This window comes from Bacillus sp. REN16 (assembly GCF_020731355.1).
Classification (GTDB): domain Bacteria; phylum Bacillota; class Bacilli; order Bacillales; family Bacillaceae_L; genus Ferdinandcohnia.
This window is the reverse complement of the sequence record NZ_JAJFZK010000007.1, coordinates 1-13,902: the sequence shown is the minus strand read 5'-3', so window position 1 is coordinate 13,902 and position 13,902 is coordinate 1. Positions and strand designations below refer to the sequence as shown.

Annotated in this window: 12 protein-coding genes; all 12 read left to right on the top strand. The window is 37.9% G+C overall.

Annotated features, from left to right (window positions below; translation table 11 throughout):
- Positions 1-20 precede the first annotated feature (20 nt).
- Positions 21-2,144, top strand: a complete 2,124-nt coding sequence (gene pnp / locus LKW28_RS10770; RefSeq protein ID WP_229140374.1) for a polyribonucleotide nucleotidyltransferase — start codon at positions 21-23, stop codon at positions 2,142-2,144.
- Positions 2,145-2,264: 120 nt separating this feature from the next.
- Positions 2,265-3,239 (top strand): polysaccharide deacetylase family protein, encoded by a 975-nt coding sequence (locus LKW28_RS10765; protein ID WP_229140373.1) that lies wholly within the window; start codon positions 2,265-2,267, stop codon positions 3,237-3,239.
- Between the two features lie 31 nt (positions 3,240-3,270).
- Positions 3,271-4,512, top strand: a complete 1,242-nt coding sequence (locus tag LKW28_RS10760) for a M16 family metallopeptidase (RefSeq protein ID WP_229140372.1) — start codon at positions 3,271-3,273, stop codon at positions 4,510-4,512.
- A 65-nt stretch (positions 4,513-4,577) separates the two neighbouring features.
- Positions 4,578-4,838: a YlmC/YmxH family sporulation protein gene (locus tag LKW28_RS10755; RefSeq protein ID WP_229140371.1), complete on the top strand. Its 261-nt coding sequence runs from the start codon at positions 4,578-4,580 to the stop codon at positions 4,836-4,838.
- Between the two features lie 267 nt (positions 4,839-5,105).
- The gene (dpaA, locus tag LKW28_RS10750; RefSeq protein ID WP_229140370.1) at positions 5,106-6,005 is read left to right on the top strand and encodes a dipicolinic acid synthetase subunit A; all 900 of its coding nucleotides are present in this window, start codon (positions 5,106-5,108) and stop codon (positions 6,003-6,005) included.
- A gap of 1 nt (position 6,006) precedes the next feature.
- The gene (locus LKW28_RS10745; RefSeq protein WP_229140369.1) at positions 6,007-6,612 is read left to right on the top strand and encodes a dipicolinate synthase subunit B; all 606 of its coding nucleotides are present in this window, start codon (positions 6,007-6,009) and stop codon (positions 6,610-6,612) included.
- A 314-nt stretch (positions 6,613-6,926) separates the two neighbouring features.
- Positions 6,927-7,979: an aspartate-semialdehyde dehydrogenase gene (gene asd / locus LKW28_RS10740; protein ID WP_229140368.1), complete on the top strand. Its 1,053-nt coding sequence runs from the start codon at positions 6,927-6,929 to the stop codon at positions 7,977-7,979.
- A 28-nt stretch (positions 7,980-8,007) separates the two neighbouring features.
- Positions 8,008-9,249, top strand: coding sequence for an aspartate kinase (gene dapG, locus LKW28_RS10735; RefSeq protein ID WP_229140367.1), 1,242 nt, complete (start codon positions 8,008-8,010; stop codon positions 9,247-9,249).
- Between the two features lie 137 nt (positions 9,250-9,386).
- Entirely contained in the window at positions 9,387-10,256 is an 870-nt protein-coding gene (gene dapA / locus LKW28_RS10730; RefSeq protein WP_229140366.1) for a 4-hydroxy-tetrahydrodipicolinate synthase, read from the top strand.
- 116 nt (positions 10,257-10,372) lie between these two features.
- Complete coding sequence (locus LKW28_RS10725; protein ID WP_229140365.1) at positions 10,373-11,128, top strand: ClpP family protease; 756 nt, start codon at positions 10,373-10,375, stop codon at positions 11,126-11,128.
- Complete coding sequence (locus tag LKW28_RS10720; RefSeq protein WP_229140364.1) at positions 11,125-11,334, top strand: YlzJ-like family protein; 210 nt, start codon at positions 11,125-11,127, stop codon at positions 11,332-11,334. Before LKW28_RS10725 ends, LKW28_RS10720 begins: the two co-directional genes overlap by 4 nt.
- 210 nt (positions 11,335-11,544) lie before the next feature.
- Entirely contained in the window at positions 11,545-13,875 is a 2,331-nt protein-coding gene (locus LKW28_RS10715) for a DNA translocase FtsK (protein ID WP_229140363.1), read from the top strand.
- Positions 13,876-13,902: the final 27 nt, after the last annotated feature.

Sequence of the window (13,902 nt, the reverse complement as noted above, 5' to 3'; positions counted from 1 at the left end):
TTAGAGAGGGGCATTAATATATGGAACAAGGAAAGCAAGTTTTCTCCATGGAATGGGCTGGTAGGCAACTGACCGTAGAAGTTGGTCAACTAGCGAAACAAGCTAGCGGAGCTGCATTAGTTCGTTATGGTGAAACAGCTGTCTTAAGTACAGCAACCGCATCAAAAGAGCCAAAACCATTAGATTTCTTTCCGCTAACTGTAAACTATGAAGAGCGATTATATGCAGTAGGAAAAATACCTGGAGGTTTTATTAAACGTGAAGGTAGGCCAAGTGAAAAAGCAATTCTAGCAAGTCGTTTGATAGACCGTCCAATTCGACCGTTATTTGCTGATGGATTTAGAAATGAAGTACAAGTTATTAGCATCGTAATGAGCGTGGACCAAGACTGTTCATCTGAAATGGCGGCAATGTTCGGGTCCTCATTGGCACTTTCTGTTTCAGATATCCCATTTGAAGGTCCAATTGCAGGTGTTACAGTAGGTAGAGTTGATAATCAATTTATCATTAATCCTTCAGTACAAGATCAAGAAAAAAGTGATATTCATTTAGTTGTTGCTGGAACAAAAGATGCGATCAACATGGTTGAAGCTGGTGCTGATGAGGTTCCAGAAGAAGTGATGCTTGAAGCAATTATGTTTGGACATGAGGAAATTAAACGTTTAATCGCATTCCAGGAAAAAATCGTTGCAGAAATTGGTAAAGATAAAAGGGAGATTGTCCTTTATGAGCTTGATCAAGAGTTAGAAGCACAAATTCGAGCAAAAGCCGAAAAGGACATCAACAAGGCTGTACAGGTCGTAGAAAAGCATGCAAGAGAAGATGCAATTAATGAAGTGAAATCAGCTATTGTTGCAGAATACCAAGAACAAGAAGCAGATGATACTACTCTTAAGCAAGTTAAGGAAATTTTAAATAAACTTGTAAAAGAAGAGGTTCGCCGCTTAATTACAGTTGAAAAGGTCCGTCCAGATGGAAGACAAATCGATGAAATTCGTCCACTTTCATCAGAAGTAGGATTACTTGCTCGTACCCATGGTTCAGGTTTATTTACACGTGGACAAACCCAAGCATTAAGTATTTGTACACTTGGCGCATTAGGTGACGTGCAAATTCTTGATGGATTAGGAATTGAAGAGACAAAACGCTTTATGCATCACTATAATTTCCCACAATTCAGTGTTGGTGAAACTGGGCCAATGAGAGGACCGGGTCGTCGTGAAATTGGACATGGTGCGTTAGGTGAGCGTGCATTAGAGCCTGTAATTCCATCCGAGAAAGATTTTCCATATACAATACGTCTTGTTTCAGAAGTGTTAGAATCAAATGGTTCTACTTCACAAGCCAGTATTTGCGCAAGTACACTTGCCATGATGGATGCAGGTGTTCCTATTAAAGCACCAGTAGCTGGTATTGCAATGGGACTTGTAAAATCAGGAGAACATTATACGGTGTTGACTGATATTCAAGGTATGGAAGACCATCTAGGAGATATGGACTTTAAGGTTGCAGGAACTTCAAAAGGTGTTACAGCCCTTCAAATGGATATAAAAATCGAAGGCCTTTCTCGTGAGATTCTTGAAGAGGCATTACAACAAGCGAAAAAAGGTCGTATGCAGATTCTTGATTCTATGTTGGCAACATTAACAACACCAAGAACAGAGCTTTCTAAATATGCACCAAAGATTTTTACAATGGCAATTAATCCAGATAAGATTCGTGATGTTATTGGACCAAGCGGTAAACAAATCAATAAGATCATTGATGAAACTGGCGTGAAAATTGACATCGAACAAGACGGCACAATCTTTATCTCTTCTGTTGATGAAGCAATGAATCAGAAAGCAAAGAAAATCATTGAAGATATTGTTCGTGAAGTGGAAGTTGGCCAAATGTACCTTGGTAAAGTAAAACGCATTGAAAAGTTCGGTGCTTTTGTTGAAATTTTCAGTGGTAAAGACGGACTTGTTCATATTTCTGAGCTTGCTGAAGAGCGAGTTGGAAAAGTTGAGGATGTTGTCTCCATTGGCGATGAAATCCTTGTGAAAGTAACAGAAATTGATAAGCAAGGTCGTGTAAACCTTTCTAGGAAAGCTGTTTTACGTGAACAAAAGGAACAACAAGAAAAACAGCAACAAAAATAATTTTCTCCAAAGCCTGGTATACCGGGCTTTTTAGGTTTTCTAAAGCTTTTCTTTAAAATTGTGATTTATGTTCTACCTTGTCCCTCCTTTACATATTTTCTAGTAAAGAGGGGGATAGCTATGAAAAAACAATACATACATTTTTTTGTTTTTATATGCATTTTATTGATTTCCATTGGTTCATTACATAATCCATTTACAAATGATTACATTGCAGGATTAAAAAAGAGCGTTGAGGCAATCCCTGTTAGTACGAAAGGTGATCAGCTACTAAATGAAATTGAAAAAAGGGCAATCGAGTATAGCATTCCAGCAGAAGATGCTAAGATAGACCCTGTTTGGAAAGCAACACCTGGCTTAAATGGCCTTGAGGTTGATATTCCAGCTTCCTATAAAAAGATGAAAAAAGAGGGTACCTTTGATCAGAACAAGTTAGTGTATAAGCAGGTTTCACCTAAAGTTCATTTAGAAGATCTCCCGTCTTCAGCGATTTATCGCGGAAATCCGAATAAACCGATTGTTTCTTTTTTAATAAATGTAGCGTGGGGCAATGAATATATTCCAGATATGCTTGAAACCCTAAAGAAACATAATGTAAAAGCTACATTTTTCTTAGAAGGCAGATGGGTCAAGGAAAATCCGGATTTAGCCAAAATGATTGTTGATGCTGGGCATGAGGTTGGCAATCACTCCTATACACATCCAAATATGAAAACATTGTCTGCGGAGCTTGTCAGGGAGCAATTAATCAAGACAAATCAAGTTATTGAGGCAGCCACAGGTAAAAAGCCAACTCTTTTTGCACCTCCGAGTGGAAGTTACCGTGACGAAGTTGTTAAGATAGCTGATGAGCTCGGGATGAAAACAATCATGTGGAGTGTTGATACAATCGATTGGCAGCGTCCACAACCACATGTATTAGTTCAAAGAGTATTGGGAAAAGTTCATCCAGGGGCTCTTGTTTTAATGCATCCAACATCACCAACTGCTCAAAGTCTCGAAAGATTAATTCTATCAATTAAACAAAAAGATCTTGCAATCGACAATGTTTCTACATTATTAAACGAAGAACGTATAATACTAAAGAAAAAGTAATTGGTGTTTAGAGAACAGGAGGAATACAGCCTTGATCAAAAAGTATACTTGTCAAAATGGTGTAAGAATTGTATTAGAAAATATCCCAACTGTTCGATCAGTTGCAATAGGTGTCTGGATTGGGACAGGATCACGAAATGAGAGTCCAGAAAACAATGGTATTTCGCATTTTCTTGAGCACATGTTTTTCAAAGGAACAAAAACAAGATCTGCCAGAGAAATTGCAGAGTCTTTTGATAGTATAGGTGGTCAGGTAAATGCATTTACATCTAAGGAATATACTTGTTACTATGCAAAGGTATTAGATGAACATGCAAAATTTGCATTAGATATCCTAGCAGATATGTTTTTTAATTCAACATTTGATGAAGAGGAATTGAAAAAAGAGAAAAATGTCGTCTTTGAAGAAATCAAAATGTATGAAGATACCCCTGATGATATTGTCCATGACTTATTAAGTAAAGCTAGCTATGAGAATCATCCATTAGGTTATCCTATACTTGGAACCGAAGCAACATTGGAAACCTTTAATGGAGATATGCTGCGACAATATATGAATAGTAAGTACACTCCTGATAAAGTGGTTATATCAATTGCTGGCAATATTGATGAAGCTTTTACATCTGAAGTTGAAGCGTATTTTGGCAACTATTCTGGACATCAGACTAATCAAGATTTAAAAAAGCCATCATTCCATACAAATAAAATTACCCGAAAAAAAGAAACCGAACAATCCCATCTTTGCTTAGGATTTAATGGCTTGCAAATCGGTGATAAAGATGTCTATGACTTAATTGTTTTAAATAATATTCTTGGTGGCAGCATGAGCAGTCGATTATTCCAAGATGTTCGTGAGCAAAAAGGTCTGGCATATTCTGTTTTTTCCTATCATTCCTCATATAAAGATACAGGGATGGTGACAATCTACGGAGGAACAGGAAGCAAACAATTAAATCAGTTATTTGAAACGATTCAGGATACGTTAGCAAAGCTAAAAGCAGAAGGTATTACTGAAAAAGAATTAAAAAATAGCAAGGAACAAATGAAGGGCAGCCTTATGCTTGGCCTTGAAAGTACCAATAGCAGGATGAGCCGAAACGGAAAAAATGAATTATTATTAAAAGAACACAAGAGTCTTGATGAGATATTAAATGAAATTAATACCGTCAATGAAAACAGTGTAAACGCTATGGCAACACGAGTATTTACAGATGATTTTTCACTTGCGCTAATAGGACCAACAGAGGGTTTGCCTGATAAGCTTAATAACTGATTTTGCTTCTAAAAAATTGGACTACTCCATAAACTGTATTAAGGACAGTGAAGGGGTGGTCTTTTTTGAGGCTAAGTGAATTAAGTGGAAAAGAAATTGTCGATGTTAAACGTGCTGAGAGACTTGGTGTTTTAGGCCAAACGGATTTAGAAATTGATGAAAGAACAGGTCAAATTAAGGCTCTTATTATACCTTCTTTAAAATGGTTTGGATTAAAAAAACAAGGAAATGAAGTTTGTGTGTCATGGCAGCATATTCGTAAAATCGGAACAGATATGATTATCATAGATATTCCGGATGAGTATGACTCAGAAGAAATTGAATAGACTTTAGTCAAACTCGCGGGATTAATCCGCGAGTTTTTTTATTTCTATAAAGATGTTATTCTGAGCAAATTTCATTTTGCTCATTCACCTATTTTAACAATGGCTCATAGTATGGTGGAGTAGATAAAATTTGGTGATTTTATTAAACGATTGTGGGAGTTTTCCCTCAAAAATTATAGGAAGAAGAAGCCGAATTTCGCTATTATGAGGCATTATTTACTCTTGATAATTCGGATTCATTTTAGGTAAAAGAAGGTGATAAATCGTATGTTAACCGAAATGCATGTTGCGATCATTGGTGGAGATGCACGACAGTTAGAAGTAATTCGAAAACTAATTGAATTAGATGCAAGACTTTCTTTAATTGGATTTGATCAATTAGACCATGGATTCACAGGAGCTTCAAAGGAACGATTAGACGAAATCGACTTTACAGATATAGATGCAATCATTTTGCCGGTCTCTGGAACGAACAGTGAAGGCCAGGTTGAGACGATTTTTTCAAATGAAACGGTTGTCTTAACTGAAGAAATCCTATCACAAACACCTGAACACTGTGTTGTATATTCGGGAATTAGCAATTCGTATTTAGATGGAATAATAAATGCCTCTAATCGAAATATAGTGCGTTTATTTGAAAGAGATGATGTGGCAATCTATAATTCAATTCCAACTGTTGAAGGTACAATTATGATGGTCATCCAAAATACGGATATAACGATTCACAATTCAAATGTCGCAGTGCTTGGACTGGGAAGGGTAGGAATGAGTGTAGCAAGAAGCTTTGCTGCATTAGGAGCAAACGTTAAAGTAGGTGCAAGAAAAACAGAACATATTGCAAGAATTACAGAAATGGGATTAACACCTTTTCATCTATCTAACCTTGCTGAAGAAGCTAAGGATATTGATGTATGTATTAATACTGTTCCATATTTAATTGTTACGGCCAGTGTCATTTCAAAAATGCCTGCTCACACATTGATTGTTGATCTAGCCTCTAAACCTGGAGGAACTGATTTTAGATATGCCGAAAAAAGAGGGATAAAAGCATTATTAGCACCTGGATTACCCGGTATTGTCGCTCCAAAGACGGCTGGGCAAATCGTTGCAAATGTGTTATCCCAACTGCTTCTTGAGTTATTACAACAAAGAGAGGAGAACGAATAATATGACTTCATTAAAGGGGAAAAGAATCGGATTTGGTGTTACGGGTTCCCATTGTACGTATGATGCAGTAATGCCTGAAATTATTAAACTTGTAGATGAGGGTGCTGAAGTAATACCAGTCGTATCCTGGACAGTACAGTCCACAAATACACGTTTTGGTGAAGGTGCAGATTGGATTGAAAGAATCGAAAAAGCTACAGGTAATAAAGTGATAGATTCAATTGTAAAAGCAGAGCCATTAGGCCCTAAAATTCCACTTGATTGCATGGTAATTGCACCGCTTACAGGAAATTCCATGAGTAAATTCGCAAACGCCCTAACGGATTCTCCTGTTTTAATGGCCGCTAAAGCAACATTGCGTAATCAAAATCCAGTTGTATTAGGAATTTCTACAAATGATGCCTTAGGGTTAAATGGTGTAAACCTAATGAGACTCATGGCTACAAAACATATTTATTTTATCCCATATGGTCAGGATTCACCAACAAAGAAACCTAATTCGATGGTTGCTCGTATGACCATGCTTCGCGATACTGTTGTAGCCGCGATTGAAGGAAAACAATTACAGCCGGTCATTGTAGAAAGATTCCGTGACGACGAAAACTAATTAACTTTATTCTGCTGGGGTTAAACCCCGCCAGAATAAAGTTAAAGCCTCCGGCGGATGCCACGATTTTTCAAAGGAAATTTTTCGTGCAGTAAGATCAAAGACTAAATACGCCACTTCCTGTGGCAACGTCTTTATGACCCACTTCATGTGGGCCTAAAAATCGGGCGCAAATACGCCAAGCCGTATTTGAAAATTCATAATAAAGGAGAAAGAATGAAAATTCTTCTCTCCTTTAGTACTTGTATGTGGTAAAATATATATCATTAAACGTAAATTAGACGTTCTAGTATTACTTGGAAGGGGAATATCAAATGACAGTCAAAAAAGAATTACATGTTGCAGTTGTGGGTGCTACAGGTGCAGTAGGAATGCAAATGATTAAAACACTCGAAGAAACAAATTTTCCATTAACAAAACTAACTTTATTATCATCAGAACGCTCTGCTGGTAAAAAGATTACGTATAAAGGTAAAGAAGTAACAGTTGAGGTTGCAACACCAGAAAAATTCGAAGGTGTTGATATTGCTTTATTTAGTGCAGGTGGCGGCGTATCGAAAGAGCTAGCTCCAGAGGCTGTAAAACGCGGTGCTATTGTAGTAGATAACACAAGTGCATATAGAATGGATGAAAATGTGCCTTTAGTTGTTCCAGAGGTTAATGAAAATGACCTACTTAATCACAATGGTATTATCGCAAATCCAAACTGTTCAACGATTCAAATGGTTGTAGCCTTAGAGCCAATTCGTCAAGCCTATGGTTTATCAAAGGTCATTGTCTCAACTTATCAAGCTGTCTCAGGATCTGGTGTAGCTGCCATCTCAGAAATGAATGAGCAAACAAAAGATATCATTGAAGGAAATGAATTTACTCCGCAGGTTTTACCTGTAAAAGGTGATAAAAAGCATTATCAAATTGCCTTTAATGCAATTCCACAAATTGATAAATTTGAGGAAAATGGATTCACTTTTGAAGAAATGAAAATGATTAATGAAACAAAGAAGATTATGCATCTACCTGATCTTCATGTTGCTGCTACTTGTGTTCGTTTGCCGGTTGAAACTGGACATTCTGAATCTGTTTATTTTGAAACAGCTCAAACTGGTGTTACTGCACAAGAAGTAAAAGAATTAATAGCATCTGCACCAGGAATTGTATTGGAGGATAATCCGGCTGAGCAGGTATATCCAATGCCAATTCATGCAGTGGGTAAAAAAGATGTGTTCGTAGGAAGAATTAGAAAAGACTTAGACCAAGATAATGGATTCCACATGTGGGTTGTATCTGACAACCTATTAAAAGGTGCTGCATGGAACTCAGTACAAATTGCCGGCAGTCTGTTAAAGCTAGGTTTAGTTGCAAAATAATCGTTTCAACCAAACATGAGGTGGTTTCATGAATATCGTTGTACAAAAATTCGGCGGAACATCAGTTCGTGATGAAGAATCACGAGAACGGGCAAAAACACATATTGAGAGTGCAGTTTCAGATGGATATAAAGTTGTTGTGGTTGTATCTGCAATGGGGCGAATGGGCGACCCCTATGCAACAGACACACTGTTAAGCCTAGTTGGAGATCATAACTCAAACATAAGCAACAGGGAAATGGATATGCTAGTCTCTTGCGGTGAGATTATTTCCAGTGTTGTTTTTACCAATATGTTGAACCAGTCTGGACTTTCCGCTGCAGCTTTAAACGGTGGGCAGGCTGGCTTCCGTACAAATAATGATCATTCAAATGCGAGAATTACTGAAATGAAGTGCGAAAGATTACTTCAAACGCTTGAAGACCATGATGTAGTAGTAGTTACTGGCTTTCAAGGAATATCTAAAATAGGGGATATCACGACACTAGGCAGAGGTGGAAGCGATACATCTGCAGCGGCACTTGGTGTTGCACTGCAAGCTGATTGGATCGATATTTTTACAGATGTAGAGGGTGTTATGACCGCAGATCCGCGCATCGTTGGGGATGCAAAGCCTTTATCAGTGGTCACATATAACGAAATAGTAAACCTCGCATACCAAGGGGCGAAAGTCATTCACCCACGTGCTGTTGAAATTGCAATGGAGGCAAAGGTACCGATAAGAGTCCGTTCAACTTATAGTGACGCTCCGGGTACACTTGTGACAACAATAGAAAAGCGCAGAGTTGTCGAGGTCAAGGAAAGATTGATCACGGGCATTGCTCATGTCACAAACGTAACTCAGCTAAAGGTTCAAGCTAAAAAAGGGCAATACAATCTTCAAACTGAAGTCTTTAAGGCCATGGCAAATGAAAAAATTAGTGTAGATTTCTTTAATATCACGCCTAATGGGGTTGTCTATACCGTTTCAGGTGATATGACAGCACGTGCTGTTAATAAACTGAAAGAAATGGGATATGAGCCACAAGTGACTAAAGAATGTGCGAAAGTTGCAACAGTTGGAGCGGGAATGAATGGTGTACCTGGTGTAACCGCACGAATCGTAACAGCACTTTCGGAAAAGGGAATCCAAATCTTACAATCCGCAGATAGCCTATCAACAATTTGGGTACTTGTAAAAGAATCCGAAATGAAAGAAGCGATTAATGCCCTGCACAAAGCATTTCATTTATCCGATGGACCTGTTGGAGCAGAAGTGGTAGACTATTAAAATGAAGAAGGCAGGGAGCCTCTGTTTAAGGGGGTGTCCCTTTCTAATTAGTCAATATGAGTTTTTAAGTTTTTTGATCAAGCCTGCGTGTATGATATTTTCATGCTAGGCGTATTTGATGGGAGTAGGTGTGAAGCATGATTGATTTTGGAAGAATCTCTACGGCGATGGTGACACCATTTGATAATAAAGGAAATATTGATTTCGGTAAAACAACTCAGTTGATCAATTATTTATTAAATAATGGAACAGAATCACTGGTTGTAGCAGGAACAACAGGTGAATCCCCCACATTATCATCTGAGGAAAAAGTAGCACTTTTCCGTCACGTTGTAAAAGTAGCGGACGGTAGAGTTCCAGTCATCGCTGGAACAGGCAGTAATAATACGTACGCATCAATGGAGCTTAGTAAAAAAGCACAAGAAGCTGGTGTAGACGGAATTATGCTTGTTGTACCTTACTATAACAAGCCAAATCAAGAAGGGCTTTATCAGCATTTTAAAACAATTGCTGAAAGTACAAGTTTACCTGTGATGCTCTACAATATTCCAGGTAGATCGGTTATTAATATGTCGGTTGATACTATTATTAAATTATCCAAGATTCCGAATATCGTTGCTGTGAAAGAAGCGAGCGGAAGCTTAGAGGCAATGACCGAAATTATAGCAAATACAGATGATAATTTTGAATTATACAGTGGTGATGATAGTATTACCTTACCTGCACTTTCAATTGGTGCAAAAGGTGTCGTATCGGTTGCTGCACATGTAATAGGCAAGGAGATGCAGCATATGGTGCAATCATTTTTAGCTGGTAATATAACAGAAGCTGCCATTAAGCATCAGAAACTCTTACCTATCATGAAGGGATTATTTAGGGCTCCAAATCCTGTGCCTGTAAAAACGGCTCTGCAAATCAAGGGATTAGATGTTGGATCTGTTCGTTTGCCACTTGTCCCATTAAACGAGCAAGAACGAATTCAATTATCAAATTTAATTTCTCATTAATAGCAAGCATTGAAAAGTCAATCATAAGATTGGCTTTTTTTCTTTCTCCTATATTTCAGAATGAAAAGGGGGCATGTGTTTATACTAAGAAGTAAATGGGTTGAAAGGAGATTACGATGGATAATAATCAATACATAAATGAAGAACAACCACAAGGGGATCAAGATAAAAATGAGTCAAAGGGCTCATCTTTAGTTGAAAAAATACAGCAATTAGGACAAACGAATGTCCCTCAAATGTCAAATGACAGTAAGATACATTGCCTGACAATTGTCGGTCAAATTGAAGGTCATATTCAGCTGCCACCTCAAAATAAAACAACAAAATACGAACATGTTATACCCCAAATTGTTGCGATTGAACAAAATCCTAAAATTGAAGGACTGCTCGTTATATTAAATACAGTAGGAGGGGATGTGGAAGCGGGGCTTGCCATTTCTGAAATGCTTGCTTCACTCTCAAAGCCAACAGTTTCAATTATTTTAGGAGGGGGACATTCAATTGGTGTGCCAATTGCTGTGGCTTGTGATTATTCCTTTGTTACCGAGACCGCTACGATGACAATACATCCAGTTAGACTGACAGGTCTTGTTATTGGAGTGCCACAGACGTTTGAGTACCTTGATAAAATGCAAGAACGTGTAGTAAATTTCGTAACGAGTCATTCAAATATTTCAGAAGATAAATTTAAGGAATTAATGTTTTCAAAAGGTAATTTAACACGGGATATTGGGACAAATGTTATTGGTTCGGATGCAGTTGAATATGGACTCATGGATGAGATAGGTGGAGTTGGTCACGCCTTAAAGAAATTAAATGAGTTAATCGACGAGAAAAATCTTACGAACGAAAGCGGGCAGATGATCCAATGATTTTATATACGATGATGCCACAGGAGCTAATCTATCCACAAACCGAAACGGAAGATAATCAATTCAAATATATTAATGTAAATGGCGTTTCCTTAGCTGTCAGTCCTTCCCAAAGCGGTGAATATACTATTGAAAGAGTTATGAGTACAAATCCTCAGCATTTTCTGGATGGCAGATACTCACCGGGGCAGAAAATAAGATTTTGAGACAGTTTGGTATAACTTTATTCATAATAAAGTTAGCCTCCGGCGGAGACATGCGATTTTTAAAGGAAACTTTTCGAGCAAGCTCGAAAAAATCTGGGCGTAAATGCGCTTTGGCGCATTTGATTGTGTTATAATTTAATTAGATTTTCATTAGTAAGGCAGCCATAATATGGCTGCCTTACTGTTATTGATTGGTAGAGTAGGTGTAGTATGGCAAAACGTAAACGTAGACAGTCGAAGCGCAAAGATGAGTGGAAAAGAACTCTTAAATTTGAATTGCTAGGATTATTATTATTGGCCTTAGCCTGTATTGGATTAGCTAGACTTGGAACAGTGGGGACGGGGCTCGTCTATTTATTTCGATTTTTCCTTGGGAATTGGGACATTCTCGGATTAATTGGGCTATTGATCGTTTCACTGTATATCATTTGGAACCGCACATGGCCAAGCTTGATTTCTAGACAGTTAATTGGGGTCTACTTAATCATTAGCGCAATGCTGCTTTTAAGTCATATTCCATTATTTAATTTACAAACAAATGAGGGTAAATTTACGGACCCTAGTGTCATAAAAAATACATGGAGTATGTTTTGGGCAGTCGTAAATGGCGAAACAAGTACAACAGATTTAGGTGGAGGCATGATCGGTTCAATCCTATTTGCGGCCTCTTATTTCTTATTTGATGAAACGGGCACAAAAATCATTTCTGTTTTTTTAATCGTGATTGGTGGAGTACTAGTTACAGGTAAATCACTCCATGATACTCTAGCGAAAATGTTTACTCCAGTTGTTACATTTTTTATGAATCAATGGACTGCATTCGTGGAGGATATAAAAGATTGGTCACAGCAACGAAAAAATCAGCCTAAAAAAGAAAAAAATAAGAAAAAGATAGAGACTCAAAAACCAGATGTTCATGCTTCACAAGAGGACTCAATAGCAGAAGAACCTGTTGAGATTCCAATTGAGCCGATTATCTCAAACTTTGCGGATAAGGCTTATACTCGAGACCAAGAGGTCAAACATGAAAAACATGAGCAAAAACATCAAGCAACTGATGATGACCATGATGAAAAAATACCAATTACCTTTACAGAAGGTGAGTTGGAAAATGTAGATTATAGATTACCGCCAATTGACCTTCTTCATCCTCCAAAACAAACAAGTCAAAGTGCGGAGCATGAAAATATCTACGAAAATGCTAGAAAGCTAGAAAAAACATTTCATAGCTTTGGGGTAAAGGCTAAAGTGACAAAAGTTCACCTCGGTCCAGCAGTTACAAAATATGAAGTGTACCCAGATGTTGGGGTTAAAGTAAGTAAAATTGTTAATTTAAGTGATGATTTAGCGCTAGCGTTAGCAGCAAAAGATATTCGAATTGAAGCGCCAATTCCTGGTAAATCAGCAGTCGGGATTGAGGTTCCGAATTCCGAAATTGCTGTTGTATCGCTACGTGAGGTCCTAGAGGATATAGAGACTAAAGACTTAGATGCCAAGCTATTGATAGGACTTGGCAGAGATATCTCAGGAGATGCAAAATTTGCTGAGCTAAATAAAATGCCTCACTTATTAGTTGCTGGTGCAACAGGTAGTGGTAAAAGTGTATGTATTAACGGCATAATAACAAGTGTCCTTATGAGAGCGAAACCTCACGAAGTAAAAATGATGATGATTGACCCGAAAATGGTTGAATTAAATGTGTATAACGGAATTCCTCATTTATTAGCACCAGTTGTGACAGACCCAAAAAAGGCATCACAAGCTCTGAAAAAAGTTGTTAATGAAATGGAACGAAGATATGAACTATTCGCACACACACATACGAGAAACATTGAGGGATATAATGAATATATTCGCCGCCATAATATAGAAGAAGAGGCGAAACAACCGACTCTTCCTTACATTATTGTCATCGTTGACGAGTTAGCAGACCTAATGATGGTTGCTTCTTCAGACGTCGAAGATTCTATCACACGTTTAGCTCAAATGGCTCGTGCTGCTGGTATTCATTTAATAATCGCTACTCAACGTCCTTCAGTTGACGTTATCACTGGGGTCATTAAAGCAAATATTCCATCTCGTATTGCTTTTAGTGTGTCATCTCAAACGGATTCTAGGACCATTTTAGATATGGGTGGAGCCGAAAAATTGTTGGGTCGAGGCGATATGCTATTTTTACCTGTCGGTGCTTCTAAGCCTGTTCGTGTCCAAGGTGCGTTTTTATCAGATGATGAGGTTGAAGAGGTAGTTAATTTCGTTATTTCACAACAAAAAGCACAATATCAAGAGGAGATGATCCCGACTGATACAGTGGAAACGGTTGAGGAAGTGGATGATGAATTATTTGACGATGCAGTCCAACTTGTTATTGAAATGCAAACAGCATCTGTTTCGATGCTTCAACGCAGATTTCGGATTGGTTACACTAGAGCTGCAAGACTAATCGATGCGATGGAATTAAGAGGTGTAGTTGGTCCATATGAGGGTAGCAAACCAAGAACAGTTCTAGTTTCAGCGAAAAATGAAGATGTTGGAAGTTGATATATTTGACAGAGAAGGGCGGATACC

Bases quoted from the DNA above. Each gene is read 5' to 3' on its own strand.
- pnp (WP_229140374.1), top strand. From the start codon at position 21: ATGGAACAAGGAAAGCAAGTTTTCTCCATGGAATGGGCTGGTAGGCAA.
- LKW28_RS10765 (WP_229140373.1), top strand. From the start codon at position 2,265: ATGAAAAAACAATACATACATTTTTTTGTTTTTATATGCATTTTATTG.
- dpaA (WP_229140370.1), top strand. From the start codon at position 5,106: ATGTTAACCGAAATGCATGTTGCGATCATTGGTGGAGATGCACGACAG.
- LKW28_RS10745 (WP_229140369.1), top strand. From the start codon at position 6,007: ATGACTTCATTAAAGGGGAAAAGAATCGGATTTGGTGTTACGGGTTCC.
- asd (WP_229140368.1), top strand. From the start codon at position 6,927: ATGACAGTCAAAAAAGAATTACATGTTGCAGTTGTGGGTGCTACAGGT.
- dapG (WP_229140367.1), top strand. From the start codon at position 8,008: ATGAATATCGTTGTACAAAAATTCGGCGGAACATCAGTTCGTGATGAA.
- dapA (WP_229140366.1), top strand. From the start codon at position 9,387: ATGATTGATTTTGGAAGAATCTCTACGGCGATGGTGACACCATTTGAT.
- LKW28_RS10725 (WP_229140365.1), top strand. From the start codon at position 10,373: ATGGATAATAATCAATACATAAATGAAGAACAACCACAAGGGGATCAA.
- LKW28_RS10720 (WP_229140364.1), top strand. From the start codon at position 11,125: ATGATTTTATATACGATGATGCCACAGGAGCTAATCTATCCACAAACC.
- LKW28_RS10715 (WP_229140363.1), top strand. From the start codon at position 11,545: ATGGCAAAACGTAAACGTAGACAGTCGAAGCGCAAAGATGAGTGGAAA.